Below are 22,050 nucleotides of genomic sequence, written 5' to 3'. Positions count from 1 at the left end.
TTAGTTTTCAAAGAACAATTTCGTTGTCTCGCCGCTCATAAGCGACTTTCATAATATAACATGTGACCGATTTGGTGTCAACCACATTTTTTATTATTTTTACCGCCAAATCACCGTGTTACCGAGTGGCTCAGCAGCGACGTTTATTAATATAACAGGATAATTTATTTCCGTCAACAAAAATTACGAAAAAAGTTTTCTCGCTTGTTTATTGACCTTTATACATGTTTTTCTTCGCTGGCATATACTTAAGACACTCCTTTGGTGAAGCTACTCTTTTAAAAAGACAAAATAAAATTTGATATCTTTCTTTCATTGATCTCTTCACTACATGATCAATACGATCATCCTTGAGATCGAATAGGATTTCATCCATTTCCCTCTTTATTAGATATTCTAGCTCCTTCAGTTCCTTCTCATTAATCAGAACACCAAGCATACATACACTCCTGTTCATTTTCACATAGTGATTGTAGTGTTGTCTTTTTCGCATATTTTTATAATCTGATTTTTTATTATCATATCTTTTTGAACTGAAGAATAAAAATTAGACAAGGAGTGCATTGGACGAGGTGGTGAAAAAATGAATTTCTTTTACGTAATGAATGCGAAGTCGATTAAAACAGCTTTTGTCATTGTAATTGCAGCCTTTTTTACAGCTTGGTTTTTTTTCATGGATAACATGGTGCAAATCCCTGCTTTTTCAGCAAAGGATGGTCCTAAGGCCATCTACAAAGGAGAAAAGGATTTAGCATTGACCTTTAATATTGGCTGGGGCGATGAAAAAGCTGAACCGATCCTTGACGTCCTGAAGAAAGAGAAAGCGGGAGCGGTCACCTTCTTCTTATCGGGCTCCTGGGCAGAAAGGCATCCAGACTTGGTGAACCGGATGGTGAAAGAAGGTTATGAAATTGGCATGCTGGGCTATGAGTATAAGGATTATAGCGATCTTGAGGATGATAAAATCAGGCGTGATATCCTAAAGGCTCAAGAGGCATTTAAAAAACTTAATGTTAAGAACATTGAGTTGCTGCGGGCCCCTACCGGCCACTTTGACCAACGGACACTGAAAATTGCCGAGCGCCTCGGTTATACTGTGGTCCACTGGAGTCTTGACACAAAGGATTGGACGAATCCTGGTACTGAGGTAATCGCCGCGAATGCTTCTAAAGCAAAAAAGGGTGATATCCTGTTAATGCATGCTTCTGATTCAGCTAAACAAACAGCGGAAGCACTTCCTATGGTCTTAAAAGACATCAGGTCGAAAAATTTGAAGATGGTCACAGTTTCAGAAATGATCGCCAATGGTGACTCTAAATCAGCAGAAATAAAATAACCGTCCAACTATGCGTTGGACGGCTTTTTTTGTGCTTTTTTATTTGTTTTTGTCTTTGTCTTAGCCTTTTCTTCAAGGGCTTTCCGTTCCTGGAGTGATCGTTGGTTAAGCTTATGCAGAACCAATAGCTGATAGGCATTACATACTAATAATGGGAATAGCATGAGATAAAGCCAGCTATGCTCGTTCACTCGGAGGACTGGCACCCATTCAATCACCGTTACGACAACCATGAAAAACAATGCTGGGATGAAAGCCTCTTTATTTGTCTGCTTAACCTTCATGAACGCCACAATCAGCCCGGTTACCAGTACGATCACCGCGAGTCCCAAATAGGAAATGATACTCTCACCGCTTTCCGCAAATGTGGTAAAACGCAGATATACAAGGTCAAACAATACAAAGGCAATCAACAGGACTTGTACTGGATTCCATAGTGACTTAAAGATTCCAAGGCCAAAGCGATGTACTGTTAAATATGCAAAGAAACCCATTTGGCTAAGAATGCTAAATATAAGACCAACGCCCATTAGCCATACTAATATTGAAAGGAATTCAAGAATGTTGAAATCACTTAACAGCTGCTGGAATTCACTCCAGCGGACAATAAAACCAACCACAGCAGTTGTCACCGCTCCTACAACCAGGGTGGTGAGAAATAAATGTACCCAATTACGGCTTGTCACGATTTTTTCCCCCAAAACCAAATTAAACTTCACTATTTGATTGTACCAATGAGGATTTGAAAAATCTAGGTGTCGTTATTCGTGTATAACAATTTGTCATTTTACTCATCCTAAAATTAGGGCTGTCTATGTGAAAGGGGAATGGAAGATGAAGAAAATCATGAAGTTTATACTCCCTGCTTCCTTTTTACTTTTAGCTGCCGGCTGCGCTGCTCCAGCCGAGTCAGCAGGGGGGCAAGTCGATTATGAAGAAACAAAGAAGATGGTTGTCGACATCCTGAAGACTGACGATGGCAAAAAAGCGATTCAGGAAGTCATGGGTGACGATGGCATGAAAGAAAAGCTAATAATGGACCAGCCGGTCGTAATTGATACAGTCGAAAAAACAATGACATCCGAAAAAGGCATGGAGTTTTGGAAAAAATCCTTTGAAGATCCAAAATTCGCTGAGAGCGTTGCAAAAAGCATGAAGAAGGAAAATGAAAAGCTTTTAAAGGATCTTATGAAGGATCCAGAATATAAGGGCATGATGATTGAAGTAATGAAAGACCCGGAGCTTGAAAAGGAACTGACCACTTTGCTGAAAAGCAAAGAATATCGGGAGCATTTGCAAAAGGTCATGACTGAAACCTTTGAAAGCCCATTATTTAAAGCAAAGCTTCAAGCATTGATTGTCAAAGCTGCTGAGGAAATGCCAACTCAAAAGTCTGAAGGAGGCTCCGAAGAAGGCGGCGGAGGTTCCGGAGGCGGTGGCGGCGAAGAATCTGGCGGCGGTTCTGGAGGTCAGTAATGATTGTATTAGCGCAGGTCCTTTAATCAGCCCCGAGCTGGAAATTCCTTTATAATGAGAATTGAGCCTCTCCTGATCCAGGAGAGGCTCACTGTTTATTTTTCAAGCATTTGAACAACTTGCTGGGCAATATTCGTATAAATTGCTCCAATCTTATCGTCTTCCTGATAAATGGATGGCGCAAAGTCTTCTTCATTCCATGTTGGCTGGCCTAATGGCAGTTTGCCTAACAGCTGTGTGTTAAGCTCGTCCGCTAACTTTTCGCCGCCGCCTTGTCCAAAGACATATTCTTTTTCCTCTGTCAGCTTGCTTTCAAAGTAAGACATGTTTTCAATGACACCAAGGATTTCATGTTCTGTTCGAAGCGCCATCGCACCTGCACGTGCCGCGACAAATGCCGCTGTCGGGTGTGGTGTAGTAACGATGATTTCTTTACATGATGGCAGCATGGTGTGCACATCCAACGCCACATCCCCTGTTCCTGGAGGCAGGTCCAAAAGGAGGTAGTCGAGCTCTCCCCATTCGACTTCATTGAAAAAGCTGTTCAGCATTTTGCCTAGCATTGGCCCGCGCCAGATGATCGGTGCATTATCTTCCACAAAGAATCCCATAGAGATGACCTTTACTCCGTGTCTTTCAACAGGAATGATTCTTTCCCCTCTCACTACAGGTCGCTTTGTGATGCCCATCATGTCAGGAACACTGAAACCATAGATGTCCGCATCAACTAGTCCGACTTTTTTGCCTAAGCGTGCAAGAGAGACAGCAAGGTTCACGGATACCGTGGATTTCCCTACTCCGCCTTTTCCGCTCGCAATCGCGATGAACGTTGTTTGGTTATTAGGAGAAAGCAGCCCTTCCTCTTCTTCAGGAGCCGCTGTTTGGAACTTCGAAAGGACTTCTGCAGGAAGTTCAGAGAAGCGCAAGCCTACAGATGCTGCTCCAGCGCTTTTTAAAATATTGACAATCTCCGTCTGCAGCTGCAGCTGTTCAGCTGTACCTGTTTTCGCGATAGCTATTTTAACGCTTACATGGTTTTTCTCTTCTTTGATCTTGATTTCTTCGATTGCATTTATTTCTTCGAGTGTTTTATGTAAAAATGGTTCCTTAAGGTCTTTTAAACTTTCTCGCACCTTAGCTTCAGTTAACATAATGACACCTTCCTCTGTAAAAATTTATCTCCAAGGACAGTATAACATATTGATAAAATTCCTAAGTGTTAAACCTATCACACATTTCTGAAAGATATTTTTACCAATACCATTTAGAATAACCTATAAATGAAAAACCCCATATGAAAAAGAAGGATCCATGACCCTTCTTTATTTAAACTTAAGAGTATTAATGTAGCTTCAGCAACTAGCCAGTTTTCCTCCCCGTGAGGGCTTCTTCGAGCTTTCGATAAGCGCTAGCTTTGAGCAGCTCGAAACGCTTGTCGGAGCTGAACAAGGCGCTTGCACTTTTATTTTTCCCAAAATTTCTGTTCATCTGTAAAATATCGGAGCATGCCGTCGTAAATGGAGGCAGCTACTTTTTCCTGATAGGCTTCATCTCTCAGGTTTGCCGCTTCCTGCGGATTGGATAAAAATCCTATTTCGACCAATACTCCCGGTTTATTCGTATGCTTTAGCAAATAGATGCTATTCGCTGCCTTTGCATCTCGATCTGTGTTTTCAAGACTTCGGCGTAATTCATCCTGGATTAGTTTGGCTGCCCGTTTGTTTTCTTTATAATTGCTAGAGTAGAACGTTTGCGCCCCTTTCCATTTTGATGAGGGGATCGCATTCAAATGGATTGTTGCAAAAAAATCAGCTTCGGATTCATTAATCAAATCCAGCCGTCTTTTTAAATCCTGGACCTTGCGCTTACTGTAGCCCTTGAGTCCTTTATCCGCAAGGTCGACATCTGTCTCGCGCGTCATAATGACGAGAGCCCCCTGCTGTTGTAGATAATCCCGTAATTTCAAGGAAACATTAAGCGCAATATCTTTTTCAAAGGGTTCCTCTTCTCCTGCCCCAGGATCAACCCCGCCATGCCCTGGGTCAAGATAGATGATTTTCCCCGAAAGCGGCAGGTTCCACGATTCCCAAGAATCATTTTCGGTAAAGTCATACTGCAATATTAGGAAAAGCACGGCCAGGCCGGCTGCGAATAATCCAATTTTGAGTTTTTTCAGCATGTTCTAAACCATCCTCTCCCCTGCTAGTCCCTGATAATAAACTATATGGGACAGGTAGATGATTTAGAACTAATGCTGCTAGTGCAATCTGAGCTTATATTTCTTTTCACCCTTCATGAATCCTTCTCGCCACCAGCTGTCGACATACTGTTCGCATAAATAATAGAGCTCTTCGGAACCGGCTCCCTCTTCACCCTTCCCCCAAAAAAGGAAAAAGTTATATAAGGTGTCAATTAAATGGCGCTCTTCTTTTTCACAGCGAGGTTTGACTGCCTCTATTGGTTCACCGAAATATCCAAATCGGCTGAACTTAGCGCCAAGTAAATAGGCTTCGATCGCTACATCATAACAAGCTTCTTCGATTCCTGAATTCATGATCAGATTCGAGGTCAGCCTTGATGAGCCAAAATATTGTTTCACCCTGCCCTGCAGGATGTTGATGGATAATTCACGGAGCATCGCTCGCTCATATTTCACTTGTTTTTGTTTTCTTTTATCTACAAATGTCGTTACGACGTTCAAAGTATTCTCACCCCTTAGGAAGTAGTGTTCAACCTCTTGAAGGGTGTAATGCAATATCGACGGACGATTCCTTTTCCAGTTTTCTCAGACGTTTACTGAATAAGAACTCAGCATTCTCATTAGGATTAAATGCCCAATTATGGCTATTTATTTCTAGCAAATACCCTACTATCGGTCCTTTTTATTAATAGTCAGAATTGTTAGACTTATTAACACAACTAGAACTCGCTTCAATTTAATCTCTAAGGAGGGAAAGAAATGGAGCAAGGTGTTCGCGTTATTCCTTATACCGTGATTGATGAAGCGGAGGAAATCAAAGAGGTGCCAAAAGGTGTTGAGCTGATCCAGGCACCCCGGCTTTGGAATGAAACAAAAGGAAAGGGAATGAAGGTTGCTGTATTGGATACTGGCTGTGAAACGACTCACCCTGATTTAAAGGACCGAATCATTGGCGGAAGGAATTTTACAGATGATGACCGCAGCAACCCTGATCTTTATACTGACTATAATGGCCACGGTACACATGTGGCAGGCACGATTGCCGCACAGGAAAATGAGTCAGGGGTCATCGGCGTTGCGCCTGAAGCCGGGCTGCTGATTGTAAAAGTGTTGAACAAGGCCGGTTCAGGCAAGTATGAATGGATTATCAATGGAATCCACTATGCCATTGAGCAGGAAGCAGATATTATCTCGATGTCGCTTGGCGGACCAGCTGACGTTCCCGAATTACACGAGGCGATTCAAGCTGCAGTCAAAAAGAATATCCTTGTCGTCTGTGCTGCTGGCAATGAGGGAGATGGCGACGATTCTACCAATGAATTCGCCTACCCTGGTGCATATAACGAAGTCATCAGTGTTGGAGCTGTAAACCTTGAACGAGGTTCATCCGATTTTACCAACTCACATAATGAAATTGATGTCGTCGCTCCGGGCGAGCGCATTACCTCAACCTACCTGAACGGGAAATACGCGACCTTGAGCGGTACCTCGATGGCTGCTCCGCACGTTTCAGGCGCCCTGGCATTGATCAAGACATATGCAAAAGCCCATTTTGAGCGAGAGCTGACAGAACCAGAGTTGTACGCACAATTGGTCAAGCGGACTGTGCCGCTCGGCAATTCGCCAAAGCTGGAGGGTAACGGACTCGTTTACCTGACGGTGCCTGAGCATCTGGCTGAAATCTTCGACCAGAGCTTCAAAACGATGGTTATGGATGCGATATGATCCTTTCGGCTAGTGAGGCGTACATTCATAACATCGAGAATAAAACGTATTATGATGCAGAGCGGGATGCTCGAGTTCGCAATGAGTATTATTGCGATACTGCTTTTACACAAGAAGAGCTTCATTCTCTGCTGGTCCGGACACATTCCTCCCATTTAAAGTATTCGCCGCATGAATACGTTTATCCATGGGTGGACTTGCAGGAAAACCTGAAGCTGAAGAGCCTTTATTCTGGACAGGACCTTGACCCTGTCGAGGTGATTGAGGAGGATTTGCGTATCATGGAGACTCTTAGGCAAGGAGGTTTTACGGCAAGTTCTGAGATTCTTTTTAATACTGAACACGTTGTTCCTCAATCATGGTTTGATGGCGATGAGCCAATGCGAGGCGACCTCCACCACTTGTTTGCCTGTGAGCCGGCATGCAACAGCATGAGAAGCAATCACCCTTATCATGATTTCTCATCCTATGAACCTGAGCTAGCTGCTTCAGGAATAAGGTCTGGATGCGGCATGGTGGAAGAAGGAAAATTCGAACCCGAATATGGAAAAGGTATCGTTGCGAGATCCGTGTTTTATTTTGCAATAAGATATATGGATGCCATCAAGCTTGATGCACAGATGGACTTCAAGCTTCTGCTTGGCTGGCATCAGGAGCACCCTGTTACTCTATATGAAAAGCATCGGAATGCCGCAATCCAGGAGCTGCAGGGGAACCGAAACCCATATATTGATTTCCCGGATAAAGCTAGAGACATGCTTGGGTTATAGAAGAGAACCGCCTGGTAATTGAGTTTGATTGCCGGCGGTTTTTCTCTTTGAGTTTGGGGAGGTTTTGGGATTGTGGTGCAATGCAGAGGCTTCCCTTTTACCGTTTGGGCTTCGATTTTGGATTTACGGGCAATTCTGAGGCCTTTCTTTTACCGTTTGGGCTACGATTTCGCATTTTCGGGTAATGAAGATGCTTTTCTTTTACCGTTTCGACTTCATTTACGCATTTTCGGGTAATGCAAAGGCTCTTCTTTTACCGTTTCGACTTCATTTACGCATTTTCGGGCAATGCAGAGGCTTCCCTTTTACCGTTTGGGCTACGATTTCGCATTTTCGGGCAATGCAGATGCTTTGGTCTGCTTCCTTGCACACCAGATTAAAGCAGCCATCTCTATTTCCTCTATTTTACTAACAGAGAAAATGTTCAGCATAGGGCAAGCTAATCGAGAATACAGAGGAAGGGATGGATTTCTATGTCTATGGAATGGTTTGATCGGGTTGTTGGGGAGCTGCAGGACCATCTTGAGTCTATTTGCGAAAAATATGATCAGGAAGGCCAGATGGCTGTTGAGAGAGGCGCGAAACATCCGCGGATTCAGTTCTTTGTGGACTATGATGATGGCGAAAGAGATTATTTCTATATACTATACTTTGACCCGCATAATGAGGTGTTTTATACGGAAACCATTGATGAAGACCTGGGGCAGCCGGCGCGTGTCATTCTTTCAGATATTGATGATATTGTCGATGCGGTTCACCAGGGTTTCCACGATTACATAAACGACGATGAAGACGAACTTGATGTCGTTTATGCAACGGAAGAGGACGATACTTTATATTATGAAGATGACGGAATCAATGAAGATGATGAACTATATGTGGCGGAGCTGATAGATGAGGACGACATTCTCGAGGAAATCGATGTCGAGTGGGAAACTCCCGAGGTAACAGCCTTCCTTATGGAAGATGATGTGGAAGTGACCTATCAGTTTGGACTTGTCCAGGATACAGGTGACGGAGTCCTTCGCCGCATCAACCGGATCTGGACTGAAGATGATGAAATGGTCAAAGACGAAACGAACTTCATTTTTACAAAAGAAGAGGCTCCTACCATCATCGCAATGATTGCCAGCCATATGGATTCCATGCAAGGATACGACGATTAATACAGAAGACGGAGGAATTGCACCATTTCCTCCGTCTTTTTGCTTTATGCTTTCACAAAGTTTCTCCTCTTGATAAAAGCCCCCAATGGTTAAGCCAAAGTACATTCGATTCTCTTTACCCCTCCCCTATCCGCTACCTTTTCTCATCCAAAAGTTGTAGGAAAAGTTCAAGCTTTCTCCTGAGGGAAATTTTGTTAATTCCCTATATGCTTAAAGCAACAAGACAATAAGGAGAGATGATAAAAATGAATAAAAAAGTCGTGATGATAACTGGTGCCTCTAAAGGCTTAGGGAAAGCATTAACTATGGCTTTTGCGAAAGAAGGAGCAAGACTTGCCATCTGCTCAAGATCCGAGAAAAGCCTGGAGAAAGTAAAACAAGAAGCCGAGGGTTTAGGTGCCGAAGTATTGGCGATTCGAGCAGATGTATCACAGCCAGGGGATGTCGAACGTTTCGTAGCCTTAACTCAGGAAGTATATGGACAGATCGATGTGCTGGTTAATAATGCTTCCGTATTAGGACCTAGTCCAATGCCTCTGCTTCTGGATTATCCTGAAGAGGATTTTGGAGAGGTGTTAAGAGTCAATGTAACCTCCTCATTTCTAGTCTGCCAGAGAGTCATCCCTATCATGCTTGAGCGTAATGAAGGTTCCATTATCAATGTGACTTCTGAAGCTGGTCATGCTGGCTATGCAGGCTGGGGAGCATATGGAGTTTCAAAATTTGCTGTAGAAGGACTCACTCAAACATGGGCAGATGAGTTAAGTGCTACCAATGTTCGTGTAAATATGGTCGACCCCGGTGAGATGGACACTGAAATGCACCAATTAGCTGTCCCTGATTGCGATTACCCTTTGGCAAAACCTGAGGATGTGGTGGGCATCTTTCTTCATTTAGCATCGGATAAGGCTAAAGGGATAAATGGCCAGCGCTTTGAAGCTCAATCAGAGGAGGGGGTGTAATGGAAGCAGGTGTAATGGATTTTTATCTGCCCGAATACCTAAATGCGAACCTTCCTCCGGAAAAAAGAGGCCTAAGAAGGGAGCAAGTAAGGTTAATGACACTGAGCCGAAAAACGGGCGAAATTAAACACGATCGTTTTTATCATCTCCCCCATTTCCTTCAGCCTGGCGATTTAATTATTTTAAATAACAGCCGCACCATCCCTGCTTCTTTAAAAGGCAGATGGTTAAGAAGTGGCGTTCAAATTTCTCCTAGAGTGGAAATCCGTTTATCTAGACGAATTTTTGATGACACTTGGGAAGCACTCATCATCGCAAACCCTGTCAGAGTGGGGGATGTTCTACGCTTTTCAGAGAAATTGGCTGCTACGGTGATCTCTGAGAAGGAGGCATCCCCGTTAAAGACGATTAAATTCAATAAAAACGGGAGTGAGTTATTAAATTTAATCTATGTTCTTGGCGCCCCGATCCGTTATGAATATATAGAACAACCATGGGACCTCAATTATTATCAAAATGTATTTGCCACCCACCCTGGTTCTGTGGAAATGCCATCTGCCGGCAGAGCGTTTAGCTGGGAGCTGCTATTTGAATTGAAGAAGAATGGTATTCAAGTTGATTTCATTCAATTGCACACAGGGCTGAGCTATTTGCTTGAGGATCATGTGGACCCCAAAGAAAATCCAGAGGAGTATCACATACCACATCATACAATGAAAAAAATCCTAAAGGCTCATTCTTCTGGCAAAAGAGTCATCGCAGTTGGAACGACAGTCGTCCGTGCGCTTGAGAGTGCAGCGAAAACCGGAGAACTCTCAGGTGCTACCAATTTATATATTAGTCAGGAGTCTTCTCTAAAAATAGTAGACGGAATCATCACTGGATTGCACGAGCCAAAGGCTAGCCATCTGGATATGCTGACTGCCTTTTTACCAAAACATCACTTGCTTCATGCCTATCAACAGGCGATTCACGAAGGATATTTATGGCACGAGTTTGGTGATATGAACCTAATCATATAGGAGGAGATATTTTATGCGCCTTCATCATTTTGGCTTGGAAGTGACCAACCTTGAAGAGGCGATAAATTTTTACACAGATTTATTGGGCTTAGAACTGGAAAGCAGGCATTCTTTTCTGGGGGAAGAGATTGCGTTCCTAGCGTCCAGTCATTTCCGACTCGAACTGGCATTTCATCCACATAGCACAAACTCTGCTCATATTTGTTTTGAAGTTTCCGACCTTCAGCAAGTGATCAATACTTTAGGATCTATTCAAATAGCAGAAGGACCTTATAAACTTGATAATGGCTGGGAAACGGTCTTTTATGAAGGACCCAATCAGGAAATAATCGAATTTTTACAGACCTCATAAAGCGCGCACCAGTTTTAACATCCAATGATGAAATATGAGCTATAATGACATTAGATACCAGGACGGTGAAGGAGATGCTGGAATGACTGAGGAAACGCAATATGAAGAAATCAGCATCCTTAAGGAAATTGCAGAACTGTTGAACGAAGGAACGGACACGAAGACCATGCTAGCTGATGTTCTGAGAAGGCTTTTGCATATAACAGGACTTCAAACAGGCTGGATCTTTTTAATTGATGATCACGGAAACCACGAACTTACGGCAGACTTTGCTCTTCCACCCGCTTTGGCAATGAATCACAAGGAAAGAATGTGTCACGGTGAATGCTGGTGTGTGAATAAATACAATAACCAAACCTTAAATAAAGCAACGAATATCATTGAGTGTAAGCGAATTGAAGACGCACTTAATGAAGATGCTGGGGAAACCTGTGGATTGACCCATCACGCTACTGTCCCCCTCCGTGCGGGAAATGAACGGTTCGGTTTATTGAATGTGGGTTCACCTAACAAAACACATTTTCATAAGAATGAGCTTGCCCTGCTTGAAGCGATTGCCTACCAGATAGGTACAGCATTAAAACGCATCAAGCTCACTCAGCGTGAACAAGAAACAGCGCTTGTTGCTGAAAGAAACCGGCTTGCACGGGACCTGCATGATTCGGTGAACCAGCTATTGTTTTCTCTCAGCCTGACCGCTAGAGCTGGAATGGAAATGACAGAAGATGAAGAAGTGAAACAAACATTTAGCTATATGCAGGACTTGACCCAGGAAGCACTTGGGGAGATGAGATCACTCATTTGGCAGTTGAAGCCTCAGGGTCTTGAGAATGGACTCGTCAGCGCATTAAAAAGTTATGGGGAAATGCTTGGTCTGAAAGTAGAGGCTAAGGTGACGGGAGCGACCAGCATGCCAGGAAAAGTTGAGGAAGCTATATGGCGAATTGGACAAGAAGCGATCGCCAATTGTAAAAAGCATTCCGGGGCCACCGATGTATTTTTATCACTTCACACTTCTGGGAATGAGACCATTTTGACCATTAAAGATAAGGGCTGCGGCTTTCATTATAATGAAAACCTTTCGATTCCTTCATTAGGCTTAAAGAACATGAAAGCAAGGACAGAAGCACTGAACGGCCTGTTTCGATTGCGAAGCCAATTTGGAAGTGGAACCGAAATAAAGATAACCATTCCACTCTAGGGAGGAAATTCAATGAGCATACGCATATTAATCGCCGACGATCATCATGTCGTCCGAAGAGGCCTCGTATTCTTTCTTAAAACTCAAAAAGACCTTGAAATTATCGGAGAAGCAGAAAATGGCAGAAAAGCTGTTGAAATGGCAAAGGAGCTCAAGCCCGATATTATCTTGATGGACTTAGCTATGCCTGAAATGGATGGAATACAAGCTACGAAGATTATTAAAGAAGAAGAGCCCAACATTAAAATCATGATTCTCACCAGTTTCTCCGACCAGGACCATGTCATCCCCGCACTAGAGGCAGGTGCCTCCGGATTTCAATTGAAGGATATCCAGCCTGATGAACTCGTTACATCCATAAAGAAAATGGTCAAAGGAGAGAACCAGCTTCACCCTAAAGCCACATCCCATTTATTAGCCAATTTATCTCACAGCAGCAATCCGAAAAAAAAGTTACTAGAAGAATTAACGAAACGAGAGCTCGATGTCTTAAAAGAAATCGCTAAAGGAAAGAGCAATAAAGAGATTGCCGCCTCCTTGTATATTACAGAAAAAACGGTAAAAACCCATGTATCTAACTTGTTGGCAAAACTCGAGCTGGCTGATCGAACACAGGCTGCCCTTTTTGCTGTGAAAAATAAATTGGTGAAATAAGAAGGATCATATTGCACGAAAGAAGTAGTGAAAGGAAGCTTAATTCCCTGTCTGCATTGGACAACGTATAAATAAGAAATAAAAAAGCTCCCACCAAATTGGTTGGGAGCTTTTTTGAAGCGCCAAAAATTAACGCTTTGAGAACTGAGGTGCACGACGAGCGCCTTTAAGACCGTATTTCTTACGTTCTTTCATACGAGCGTCACGAGTCAGTAGTCCAGCACGCTTAAGTGTTGGACGGAATTCTGGGTCAGCTTGAAGCAATGCACGAGAGATACCGTGACGGATTGCGCCAGCCTGGCCAGTGTATCCACCGCCATTTACGTTAACGTGGATATCGTAGCTTCCTACAGTTTCAGTAGCAACAAGCGGCTGCTTAACTACTTCACGTAGAGCTGCGAATGGGATATAATCTTCAATTTCACGATCGTTGATTGTAATTTTTCCAGTGCCTGGTACGAGACGAACTCGCGCAACGGAGCTCTTACGACGACCGGTACCGATATATTGAACCTGTGCCAAGTTAATTACCTCCTTAATAATTATCCGCGAAGTTCGTAAACTTCAGGTTGTTGTGCTTGATGTGGATGCTCGTTACCAGCATATACATGAAGCTTTTTAAACATTTGGCGTCCAAGAGAGTTCTTTGGAAGCATACCTTTGATTGCAAGTTCAAGCATCTTTTCAGCGTAGTTTGTACGCATTTCAAGAGCTGTTCTTTGCTTCAATCCACCTGGGTGCATTGTGTGTCGGTAGTAGATTTTGTCAGTCAATTTCTTACCAGTTAGTTCGATCTGAGAAGCGTTGATGATGATTACGTGATCACCAGTGTCAACATGTGGTGTGAAAGTTGGTTTATGTTTACCACGCAGAATAGCTGCAACTTCAGTTGAAAGGCGACCTAGAGTCTTGCCTGCAGCGTCAACTACGTACCATTTACGCTCGATATTGTTGGCATTTGCCATAAACGTTGTACGCATGAGTTTCCCTCCTAAATAGTCAAAAAAAAATCAAGTTCATTTTAGTATATTTTCAAACACGATAAAGCTCTTCCGGGGCTGATCGTGGGTTTAAAATACATACATATGATATCTTAACCTGTGGTTGAGAGATTGTCAACACCAGGAATAGTTGTCATATCATTTTTTTAAAAATTATTTTCAAATTGATCATCTTTTTCTTCATAAAAAACATTCCACAGATACAATCCGTGTCCTGGAGCGGTCTTGCCTGCCTGGGTGCGGTCCTGTTCTGCAAGCAGCTTGGGCATGCTGTCAGCCTGTCTCCTGCCTGTCCCGACCTCCACCAAGGTCCCGACAAGGATCCTGACCATATTATATAAAAAGCCATTACCGACAAACTTGAAGACCAGCATACCGTTCTCTTCAAAAATATCAATTTTCTGCAATGTCCTCACACGGTCTTCCACTTCGGTCTTGGCCGAGCAGAAACTAGTGAAATCATGTGTGCCAAGAAGCAGCCTTGCCGCTTTCCTCATTGCGTCAAGATCGAGTTCATACTGGAACTGATAGGCGTAATTCCGCTGGAAAGGGTCGCGATGCTTGGACGGCAGCAAAAAATAACGATACTCCTTGCCGACTGCGTCAAAACGAGCATGGAAATCCGGCCTGGCATATTCTACTGAGCTAACAGCAATATCATCAGGCAGTAAGGAATTAAGCGCTATTTGCCACCTGGCAGGCTCAATTTCAAGCGTTGTATCAAAATGGATAACCTGGCCGCGGGCATGGACTCCTGCGTCTGTACGGCCTGATGCACTGACCCTGATGCTTGTACCCTTGTTCATCTTCTCAAGGACCTTTTCCAGCTCACCCTGGACCGTCCTTTTGCCAGGCTGGACCTGGTAGCCGGAAAAGCCGGTGCCATCGTATGAAACTATGCATTTGATTCGCGGCATAATGATTACCCTCTTAAGATGATTAATAGGACCGTGACAGCTGCCAGGAACATAATCAGCATAGTATCTGGCACTCCCCAGGTCAGCTGGCGGTATTTCGTACGGCCTTCGCCGCCTTTGTAGCCTCGTGCTTCCATTGCGACTGCCAGTTCTTCGGCCCGTTTGAACGAGCTGATGAACAGCGGAATCAGCAAAGGAACAATCGCCTTGATCCGCTCTTTGATCGGACCGCTGTTATACTCCACTCCCCTGGCTGTCTGCGCCTTCATGATTTTGTCAGTCTCCTGCATGAGCGTCGGAATAAATCTCAAGGAAATCGACATCATCAGTGCCAGCTCATGGACAGGGAATTTTAACTTCTTTAAAGGGTTCAGCAATGTCTCCAGACCATCTGTAATCTCGATTGGAGTAGTGGTCAAAGTCAAAAGCGACGTGATCAGAATCAGCAACAGGAACCTTAGTGAAATAAAGATACCCTGCCTTAACCCTTCTTCATATATTTTCACCCATCCCAGATCGAAGATGACATCGCCTTCCTTGGTCATGAAGATATGGAGCAGGAATGTGAAAATCACCAGCAAGAATACAGGCTTGAGACCACCGTATAAGAATCGCAGCGGAACCTTCGACAATCCAACCATGATAAGAGTATAAGCTGCTAAAACTCCATACGTAAGGACATTATTCGCGATAAACACGACGATGACGAACAGGAAGACAGTGATCAGCTTAGAACGCGGATCCATCCGATGAAGAATGGAATCTCCCGGCACGTAACGGCCAAAAATCATTTTTTCCATCATTCTGGAGCGCCCCCTTCCAGAAACTCTGCCACCATTTCGGCAAGTTCCTCCTCGGAAAGGCTGATTCTGCTGAATTTCGTCTTGAAGGCTTCTTCGATCTTCAGCTGCAGGCCGACTACCTCTGGTACATCAAGTCCCAGTTCCATTAATGCTTTGGGATTCGAGAAAATCTCGTCAGGCGTCCCTTTTGTAAAAACCTTCCCCTGATGCATGACAACTATTTCATCCGCATAGCGGGCAGCATCTTCCATGCTGTGGGTAACAAGTACAGTAGATAAATTTCTTTTTTTATGAAGAGAATAAAATAAGTCCATGATTTCTTTACGCCCGCGTGGGTCAAGACCCGCAGTAGGCTCGTCCAACACAATGACCTCTGGCTCCATTGCCAGTACGCCAGCAATGGCAACACGTCGCATTTGTCCGCCTGAAAGATCGAATGGCGATTTTTCAAGGATTTCTTCAGATAATCCGACAAGATTAATAGAGGCTCTTGCTCGCGCCTTTGCTTCCCGCTCGGTAACGCCAAAGTTCATCGGGCCAAACATGATATCCTTTTCCACTGTTTCTTCGAATAACTGATGCTCCGGGAATTGAAAGACAATGCCCACCTTCTCGCGGACACCCTTTAAATTCTTCTCTTTGCGGCCAGCTTTGATTTCCCTGCTGCCGATCACAACAGAGCCTTTAGTCGGCTTTAACAGGGCATTCAGATGCTGCAGCACTGTTGACTTGCCAGAGCCCGTATGGCCAATAACCGCAAGGTATGTTCCAGAAGGTACATCGATGGAGACATCTGAAATCGCAAGTCGCTCGAAAGGGGAATCAGCCTGGTAACGATATTCTACATTTTTGAGTGAGATGTCCATAGTTCCGTCACCAGCTCTTCTTCTGTCAAATATGATTTCGTAAGTGAAATTCCTTTTTTACGCATGATTTTGCTCATTTTTACAGGGAAGGGAATATCCAGCCCCAGCTTAATCAGCTCTTCATCCATTTCAAAAATTTCCTCAGGTGTTCCTTCGCGATATAGCTCACCTTTATTCATGACGATAATCCTGTCTGCTTTCGCAGCTTCTTCAAGATCATGTGTTATTGATATGACCGTTATGTTCTCTCGATCTTTCAGCTCACGGACCGTTTCGATCACCTCAGCACGGCCTCTTGGATCAAGCATGGATGTTGCTTCGTCCAGAATAATGATCGAAGGCTGCAGTGCCAGGACACCTGCAATGGCCACACGCTGTTTTTGGCCGCCGGACAGATGGTGCGGCTCTTGATTTAGAAAGGTTCCCATATTGACTTTATCAAGTGAATTTTGCACGCGCTCTACCATTACTTCTCTAGGTATGCCGTGATTTTCCAGACCAAAAGCCACATCATCCCGAACCGTTGTTCCAACGAACTGGTTATCAGGATTTTGAAAAACCATTCCTACATTTTTTCTTATATCCCAAATTGTATCCTCTGACAAAGTTATCCCACATACCTCGATCGAACCTTCTTGCGGAAATTGCAGGCCGTTCAAGAGCTTGGCTAGTGTAGATTTCCCTGATCCATTATGACCGACAATCGCCAGCCACTCTCCTTCAAAAATATCAAAGCTGATATTCTTTAACGCGGGAGTCTGCTGCCCTTCATAACGGAAAGATACATTTTCTATTCTGACTAACGGGTTGCTCATCTCCGCCCTCCTCTCAACTCTTCTTAACTGACTCTTCTCATTGTATCTGCTTTTCTACTTATAAAAAATTCTTTGTATATAAAAAAAGCCTGCACCTCTCCCCGGGCGGAAGCGATCCGCATAGTGCAGGGTCCTAAAATGGACTGGGGAGAAGTACATGAGCTAGACGAGACAGGCAGAACAGCTCCGGTTATCGCTAACCGATTCAGGAGAGTCCCGAAGTAACCGGCCGATGGGGCCAGTGAACTCTTCTTTCCCAGTGGCCTGCGCATCATAACGCTCGTTTTTGGCTTGTGCTGCTTTTTTTAGTTTTCGTAAGGGATTAACCCTGTATAGCAAAAAAAGGGGATGAAACAAGTTTGTATAAACTGTCCATCGCCCTTGTTTGAGTGTTTAATGGTATTAAACTAACTCGATAATAACCATTGGCGCACCGTCACCGCGGCGTGGTCCAAGTTTCATAATACGAGTGTATCCACCTTGGCGCTCTGCGTAGCGTGGAGCGATGTCAGCAAATAGTTTTTGAACTGCATCCTGGTTTGTTTCAGCGTTTGCAACTTCATTACGAACCCAAGCAGATGCTTGACGGCGAGCGTGAAGGTCTCCGCGCTTTCCAAGAGTAATCATTTTTTCAACAACTGAACGAAGTTCTTTCGCACGTGTTTCAGTAGTTTCAATACGCTCATTGATAATCAAATCAGTTGTTAAGTCACGTAGCATTGCTTTACGCTGGGCACTTGTGCGTCCTAACTTTCTGTATCCCATGAGTGTTTCCCTCCTTTGTTGAAGTCATAAGCCGGCAGTTATTAGTACTGACAGCAAAATGCCTAGTTAATCTGCATTAACTAGTCATCTTTGCGTAAGCCTAAGCCTAGCTCTTCTAGTTTTGCTTTTACTTCTTCTAGTGATTTTCTGCCAAGGTTGCGGACCTTCATCATATCTTCCTCTGTCTTGTGAGCAAGCTCCTGAACAGTGTTGATACCGGCACGCTTTAAGCAGTTATATGATCGAACAGAAAGATCTAGTTCCTCAATCGTCATCTCAAGGACTTTTTCTTTTTGGTCTTCTTCTTTCTCTACCATGATCTCAGCGTTTTGAGCTTCGTCAGTCAAACCGACAAAGATATTCAAGTGCTCAGTCAGGATTTTTGAACCTAGTGCAATAGCTTCCTTAGGACCTGTGCTGCCATCTGTCCATACGTCAAATACCAGCTTGTCATAATTCGTCATTTGCCCTACGCGTGTGTTCTCTACTTGATAAGAAACGCGTGAAACCGGTGTATAGATTGAGTCGATAGGAATGACACCGATCGGCTGGTCTTCCCGCTTGTTTTGATCAGCAGGATTGTACCCGCGGCCTCTTCTTGCATTCAGGCGCATACGCAATGAACCTTTGCTTGAAAGTGTCGCGATATGAAGATCCGGGTTAAGGATTTCAACATCACTATCATGCGTGATTGCCGCTGCAGTTACTGGACCCTCGCCCTGTAAGTCGATTTCAAGTGTCTTCTCTTCATCAGAGTAGATTTTCAACGCTAATTTCTTAACGTTCAAAATGATTGATGTTACATCTTCTACGACGCCTTCAATTGTTGAGAACTCATGAAGTACTCCATCGATTTGAATCGATGTGACAGCTGCACCTGGGAGTGAGGATAATAGGATACGACGTAAGGAGTTACCCAAAGTTGTACCATATCCACGCTCAAGCGGTTCTACGACAAACTTGCCGTACTTGGCATCATCGCTGATCTCAACCGTTTCGATTTTTGGTTTTTCTATTTCGATCATCAAATATACCCTCCTTCAAAACGTCGAAACCCCGGCAGGCTCTTTACCTTACCGAAATTCCCCCATGTATACGTTCCCGTTTGTGCACAACAACTGGATTAATGATTTCTGTATACCTAGAAAATATTTGTATCATATCCCATTATAGACAGGACTACAAATTCTATACAGAAAAATTAAACACGGCGACGTTTTGGCGGGCGGCAGCCGTTATGTGGAACTGGAGTTACATCTTTAATTGCTGTAACTTCAAGACCTGCTGCTTGAAGAGCACGGATTGCTGCTTCACGGCCAGCACCTGGTCCCTTAACAGTAACCTCAAGAGTTTTCAAACCATGTTCCATAGAAGTTTTAGCTGCAGTTTCTGCTGCCATTTGTGCTGCGAATGGAGTGGATTTACGTGAACCCTTGAAACCAAGCGCACCTGCACTAGACCATGATAATGCATTACCATGTACGTCTGTAATTGTTACGATAGTATTGTTGAAAGTTGAACGAATATGCGCAACTCCACTTTCAATATTCTTTTTGACGCGGCGTTTGCGTGTATTAGTTTTACGAGCCATTTAAATGTTACCCTCCTTTACGGATTATTTTTTCTTGTTAGCTACAGTCTTACGTGGACCTTTACGAGTACGTGCGTTGTTCTTCGTGTTTTGACCGCGAACAGGCAAGCCACGACGATGACGCAAGCCACGATATGATCCAATTTCCATTAGACGCTTGATGTTTAGTGAAACTTCACGGCGAAGGTCACCTTCAACCTTTAGCTTGTCGATGATATCACGGATTTTGTTAAGTTCCTCTTCAGTAAGATCGCGAACGCGAGTGTCTTCAGAAACACCAGCCTCAGCTAGAACTTTCACAGCAGTTGATCTGCCGATTCCGAAAATGTATGTTAAAGCAATAACTACACGCTTTTCACGTGGAATATCTACACCAGCAATACGTGCCATCTAGATGCGCACCTCCTTTAAAATTATCCTTGTTTTTGTTTATGTTTAGGGTTTTCACAGATCACCATAACTTTGCCTTTTCTGCGAATAACTTTGCACTTTTCGCAGATTGGCTTAACAGATGGTCTCACTTTCATTACTCTAACCTCCTTGATAGTACGGAGTCACGGTTTATTTAAAGCGGTAAGTAATTCTTCCGCGAGTCAAATCATATGGAGAAAGCTCGACTGTTACTTTATCTCCAGGCAGGATCCGAATGAAGTGCATTCTGATTTTGCCAGAAACATGAGCCAACACTGTATGACCATTCTCTAATTCTACCTTAAACATTGCATTAGGCAAAGTTTCCAATACTGTGCCTTCAATTTCAATTACATCATCTTTCGCCATAAACTGGTCTCCCTTCCTTATTCAAATCGTATTAAATCAAATACTCCGCGTTGACGGAATGTAGCTTCCTATTTGTGACACGTTCTAAGCAGCAAGCAATTGAGAATATCATTGAGAAATACTCAACCTTATGATTATAACATAAAGCTGGCATCCCGTCCGCATAGAAATCTCTTTTCCGCCCATTTAAAGACTAAAAACAGAACCAGACGGCCAATCACTTCATCAGGCTTTTGTTAAAATCTCAAAACCAGTTTCTGTGATCGCGATTGTATGCTCAAAGTGGGCACACATTTTACCGTCAACCGTTACAACAGTCCAATCATCGGCTAACGTATTCACATAGCGGCTTCCTGCATTCACCATCGGTTCTATACATAGAACCATACCAGGCTTCAGCCTAGGTCCTCTATTTGGAGGTCCGTAATGAGGAATTTGCGGGTCCTCATGCAATTCTTGCCCAATTCCATGGCCGACATACTCACGAACAATAGAAAAGCCTTCTGATTCCACATACGTTTGAATCGCATGGGAGATGTTCGAAAGACGTTCCCCTGGCTTGGCTTCTTTCAAGCCTATGAACAACGACTCTTCTGTCACGTCCAAAAGACGCTGGGCTTCCTCATCAATCTTTCCTACCGGGTAAGTCCATGCAGAGTCCCCGTGGTATCCGTTGTACTTTGCTCCGATATCGATACTGATGATGTCGCCTTCGTTCAGAACCCGTTCGCCAGGAATCCCGTGAACTAGTTCGTTATTAACTGATGCACAGATGCTGCCGCGAAAACCATTATAACCTTTAAAAGAAGGAGTTGCACCTTGTTTGCGGATGAAATCCTCGGCAATGGCATCCAGTTCTTTAGTTGTAATGCCAGGAGCAATATGCTTCTTCAACTCCTGGTGAGTCATCGCTACAATGCGACCTGCTTCTCGCATAATCTCTATTTCACGAGGGGTTTTACAAACGATCATTAATTCAAGCCCCCGAGCAATTCTTCGATATCAGCAAATACAACATTAATGTCTTGCTGACCGTTGATATTGCGTAAGTAGCCCTTATCTTCATAGAAGTTCAACAGAGGCTTTGTCTGCTGGACATTTACATCCAGGCGGTTTTGAACAGTTTCGGCATTATCATCAGCGCGCTGGTATAGCTCGCCGCCACAACGGTCACAAACGCCTTCCTTTGCAGGAGGGTTGAACACAAGGTGGTAGGTAGCGCCGCAGTTCTTACAAATCCTGCGTCCTGTCAAACGTTCCATCAGAATGCTTTGATCAACATCAATGTTGATGACATAATCAATCTTTTTGCCAAGATCAGCAAGCATAGTATCCAGAGCTTCAGCCTGGGCAACTGTGCGCGGGAATCCATCCAAGAGGAATCCATTTTCACAGTCAGCTTTGCTTAAGCGCTCACGGACAATCCCGATTGTGACTTCATCAGGAACTAGCTCTCCTTTGTCCATAAATGATTTTGCCTGTAATCCAAGTTCCGTTCCTTCTTTGATAGCTGCACGGAACATATCTCCTGTTGAGATATGAGGGATGTTGTATTTACCAACAATTTTATCGGCTTGCGTGCCCTTCCCGGCACCCGGAAGCCCCATCAGAACCAAATTCACAAGATTTCCCCCCTCAGTCTCTATTA

General features: G+C 43.8%; 29 protein-coding genes. 10 read left to right on the top strand and 19 right to left on the bottom strand.

What is annotated here, in order from left to right:
- Positions 1 to 208: 208 nt before the first annotated feature.
- Positions 209 to 439 carry a hypothetical protein gene (locus tag J7I80_RS20305; RefSeq protein WP_214740770.1) on the bottom strand — a complete coding sequence of 77 codons (231 nt, stop codon included), beginning with the start codon at positions 437 to 439 and terminating at the stop codon, positions 209 to 211.
- A 144-nt stretch (positions 440 to 583) separates the two neighbouring features.
- Here J7I80_RS20305 and pdaB point away from each other — a divergent pair, with 144 nt between their 5' ends.
- Complete coding sequence (gene pdaB / locus J7I80_RS20300; protein ID WP_214740768.1) at positions 584 to 1,336, top strand: polysaccharide deacetylase family sporulation protein PdaB; 753 nt, start codon at positions 584 to 586, stop codon at positions 1,334 to 1,336.
- Positions 1,337 to 1,344: 8 nt separating this feature from the next.
- Here the strand turns inward: pdaB and J7I80_RS20295 are convergent, their stop codons facing one another.
- Positions 1,345 to 2,022, bottom strand: a complete 678-nt coding sequence (locus J7I80_RS20295) for a KinB-signaling pathway activation protein (RefSeq protein WP_214740766.1) — start codon at positions 2,020 to 2,022, stop codon at positions 1,345 to 1,347.
- A 148-nt stretch (positions 2,023 to 2,170) separates the two neighbouring features.
- Here J7I80_RS20295 and gerD point away from each other — a divergent pair, with 148 nt between their 5' ends.
- Positions 2,171 to 2,812, top strand: coding sequence for a spore germination lipoprotein GerD (gene gerD, locus J7I80_RS20290; protein WP_214740765.1), 642 nt, complete (start codon positions 2,171 to 2,173; stop codon positions 2,810 to 2,812).
- 95 nt (positions 2,813 to 2,907) lie between these two features.
- Here the strand turns inward: gerD and J7I80_RS20285 are convergent, their stop codons facing one another.
- The 3 genes from J7I80_RS20285 to J7I80_RS20275 form a co-directional block, all read right to left on the bottom strand.
- Entirely contained in the window at positions 2,908 to 3,963 is a 1,056-nt protein-coding gene (locus tag J7I80_RS20285; protein WP_214740763.1) for an Mrp/NBP35 family ATP-binding protein, read from the bottom strand.
- A gap of 311 nt (positions 3,964 to 4,274) precedes the next feature.
- Positions 4,275 to 4,991: an N-acetylmuramoyl-L-alanine amidase CwlD gene (cwlD, locus tag J7I80_RS20280; protein ID WP_214740761.1), complete on the bottom strand. Its 717-nt coding sequence runs from the start codon at positions 4,989 to 4,991 to the stop codon at positions 4,275 to 4,277.
- A 78-nt stretch (positions 4,992 to 5,069) separates the two neighbouring features.
- Entirely contained in the window at positions 5,070 to 5,513 is a 444-nt protein-coding gene (locus tag J7I80_RS20275) for a YbaK family protein (RefSeq protein WP_192472757.1), read from the bottom strand.
- Between the two features lie 258 nt (positions 5,514 to 5,771).
- On the opposite strand from J7I80_RS20275, the gene J7I80_RS20270 reads away from it, so the two are divergent.
- The 8 genes from J7I80_RS20270 to J7I80_RS20235 all read left to right on the top strand — a co-directional run bounded on the left by J7I80_RS20270 (position 5,772) and on the right by J7I80_RS20235 (position 12,864).
- Positions 5,772 to 6,737 (top strand): S8 family peptidase, encoded by a 966-nt coding sequence (locus J7I80_RS20270; protein WP_214740759.1) that lies wholly within the window; start codon positions 5,772 to 5,774, stop codon positions 6,735 to 6,737.
- Positions 6,734 to 7,507, top strand: a complete 774-nt coding sequence (locus tag J7I80_RS20265; protein WP_214740757.1) for an endonuclease I family protein — start codon at positions 6,734 to 6,736, stop codon at positions 7,505 to 7,507. Before J7I80_RS20270 ends, J7I80_RS20265 begins: the two co-directional genes overlap by 4 nt.
- 473 nt (positions 7,508 to 7,980) lie before the next feature.
- Positions 7,981 to 8,673, top strand: a complete 693-nt coding sequence (locus tag J7I80_RS20260) for a hypothetical protein (RefSeq protein WP_214740755.1) — start codon at positions 7,981 to 7,983, stop codon at positions 8,671 to 8,673.
- Positions 8,674 to 8,918: 245 nt separating this feature from the next.
- Entirely contained in the window at positions 8,919 to 9,635 is a 717-nt protein-coding gene (locus J7I80_RS20255) for an SDR family NAD(P)-dependent oxidoreductase (protein ID WP_214740753.1), read from the top strand.
- The gene (locus tag J7I80_RS20250; protein ID WP_214740751.1) at positions 9,635 to 10,657 is read left to right on the top strand and encodes an S-adenosylmethionine:tRNA ribosyltransferase-isomerase; all 1,023 of its coding nucleotides are present in this window, start codon (positions 9,635 to 9,637) and stop codon (positions 10,655 to 10,657) included. The genes J7I80_RS20255 and J7I80_RS20250 overlap by 1 nt, the downstream gene beginning before the upstream one ends.
- A gap of 13 nt (positions 10,658 to 10,670) precedes the next feature.
- The gene (locus J7I80_RS20245) at positions 10,671 to 11,009 is read left to right on the top strand and encodes a VOC family protein (RefSeq protein WP_214740749.1); all 339 of its coding nucleotides are present in this window, start codon (positions 10,671 to 10,673) and stop codon (positions 11,007 to 11,009) included.
- An 82-nt stretch (positions 11,010 to 11,091) separates the two neighbouring features.
- Positions 11,092 to 12,210, top strand: a complete 1,119-nt coding sequence (locus tag J7I80_RS20240) for a GAF domain-containing sensor histidine kinase (RefSeq protein WP_214740747.1) — start codon at positions 11,092 to 11,094, stop codon at positions 12,208 to 12,210.
- A gap of 12 nt (positions 12,211 to 12,222) precedes the next feature.
- A complete protein-coding gene (locus tag J7I80_RS20235; protein ID WP_214740745.1) occupies positions 12,223 to 12,864 on the top strand; it encodes a response regulator in 642 nt (213 codons plus the stop codon).
- A 129-nt stretch (positions 12,865 to 12,993) separates the two neighbouring features.
- Here J7I80_RS20235 and rpsI read toward each other — a convergent pair whose 3' ends face one another.
- From rpsI to J7I80_RS20165, 14 genes are all read right to left on the bottom strand, one after another.
- The gene (gene rpsI, locus J7I80_RS20230) at positions 12,994 to 13,386 is read right to left on the bottom strand and encodes a 30S ribosomal protein S9 (RefSeq protein WP_167834112.1); all 393 of its coding nucleotides are present in this window, start codon (positions 13,384 to 13,386) and stop codon (positions 12,994 to 12,996) included.
- A gap of 20 nt (positions 13,387 to 13,406) precedes the next feature.
- Positions 13,407 to 13,844 carry a 50S ribosomal protein L13 gene (gene rplM, locus J7I80_RS20225; protein WP_167834111.1) on the bottom strand — a complete coding sequence of 146 codons (438 nt, stop codon included), beginning with the start codon at positions 13,842 to 13,844 and terminating at the stop codon, positions 13,407 to 13,409.
- A gap of 167 nt (positions 13,845 to 14,011) precedes the next feature.
- Positions 14,012 to 14,782 carry a tRNA pseudouridine(38-40) synthase TruA gene (truA, locus tag J7I80_RS20220; RefSeq protein WP_214740743.1) on the bottom strand — a complete coding sequence of 257 codons (771 nt, stop codon included), beginning with the start codon at positions 14,780 to 14,782 and terminating at the stop codon, positions 14,012 to 14,014.
- A 5-nt stretch (positions 14,783 to 14,787) separates the two neighbouring features.
- A complete protein-coding gene (locus J7I80_RS20215) occupies positions 14,788 to 15,585 on the bottom strand; it encodes an energy-coupling factor transporter transmembrane component T family protein (protein ID WP_214740741.1) in 798 nt (265 codons plus the stop codon).
- Positions 15,582 to 16,451, bottom strand: coding sequence for an energy-coupling factor ABC transporter ATP-binding protein (locus J7I80_RS20210; protein WP_214740739.1), 870 nt, complete (start codon positions 16,449 to 16,451; stop codon positions 15,582 to 15,584). Before J7I80_RS20210 ends, J7I80_RS20215 begins: the two co-directional genes overlap by 4 nt.
- Complete coding sequence (locus J7I80_RS20205; protein ID WP_214740737.1) at positions 16,427 to 17,266, bottom strand: energy-coupling factor ABC transporter ATP-binding protein; 840 nt, start codon at positions 17,264 to 17,266, stop codon at positions 16,427 to 16,429. The genes J7I80_RS20210 and J7I80_RS20205 overlap by 25 nt, the downstream gene beginning before the upstream one ends.
- Before the next feature lie 402 nt (positions 17,267 to 17,668).
- Positions 17,669 to 18,031: a 50S ribosomal protein L17 gene (gene rplQ / locus J7I80_RS20200; RefSeq protein ID WP_041966509.1), complete on the bottom strand. Its 363-nt coding sequence runs from the start codon at positions 18,029 to 18,031 to the stop codon at positions 17,669 to 17,671.
- 80 nt (positions 18,032 to 18,111) lie between these two features.
- The gene (locus J7I80_RS20195) at positions 18,112 to 19,056 is read right to left on the bottom strand and encodes a DNA-directed RNA polymerase subunit alpha (RefSeq protein WP_192472769.1); all 945 of its coding nucleotides are present in this window, start codon (positions 19,054 to 19,056) and stop codon (positions 18,112 to 18,114) included.
- Between the two features lie 176 nt (positions 19,057 to 19,232).
- On the bottom strand, positions 19,233 to 19,622 hold the full coding sequence (gene rpsK, locus J7I80_RS20190; RefSeq protein WP_023626407.1) for a 30S ribosomal protein S11: 390 nt from the start codon (positions 19,620 to 19,622) through the stop codon (positions 19,233 to 19,235).
- A gap of 24 nt (positions 19,623 to 19,646) precedes the next feature.
- Positions 19,647 to 20,012: a 30S ribosomal protein S13 gene (gene rpsM / locus J7I80_RS20185; protein ID WP_192472770.1), complete on the bottom strand. Its 366-nt coding sequence runs from the start codon at positions 20,010 to 20,012 to the stop codon at positions 19,647 to 19,649.
- A 23-nt stretch (positions 20,013 to 20,035) separates the two neighbouring features.
- Entirely contained in the window at positions 20,036 to 20,149 is a 114-nt protein-coding gene (gene rpmJ / locus J7I80_RS20180) for a 50S ribosomal protein L36 (RefSeq protein WP_003156543.1), read from the bottom strand.
- A 34-nt stretch (positions 20,150 to 20,183) separates the two neighbouring features.
- A complete protein-coding gene (infA, locus tag J7I80_RS20175; RefSeq protein ID WP_019157108.1) occupies positions 20,184 to 20,402 on the bottom strand; it encodes a translation initiation factor IF-1 in 219 nt (72 codons plus the stop codon).
- Positions 20,403 to 20,627: 225 nt separating this feature from the next.
- Positions 20,628 to 21,374 (bottom strand): type I methionyl aminopeptidase, encoded by a 747-nt coding sequence (gene map / locus J7I80_RS20170; RefSeq protein WP_214740735.1) that lies wholly within the window; start codon positions 21,372 to 21,374, stop codon positions 20,628 to 20,630.
- Positions 21,374 to 22,024 carry an adenylate kinase gene (locus J7I80_RS20165; RefSeq protein ID WP_214740733.1) on the bottom strand — a complete coding sequence of 217 codons (651 nt, stop codon included), beginning with the start codon at positions 22,022 to 22,024 and terminating at the stop codon, positions 21,374 to 21,376. Before J7I80_RS20165 ends, map begins: the two co-directional genes overlap by 1 nt.
- Between the last annotated feature and the right edge of the window lie 26 nt (positions 22,025 to 22,050).

It is taken from the genome of Bacillus sp. ISL-41, from assembly GCF_018613235.1.
Classification (GTDB): Bacteria; Bacillota; Bacilli; order Bacillales; family Cytobacillaceae; genus Mesobacillus.
Note: the sequence above shows the minus strand (reverse complement) of the source record. Positions and strands in the feature narration are given on the sequence as shown.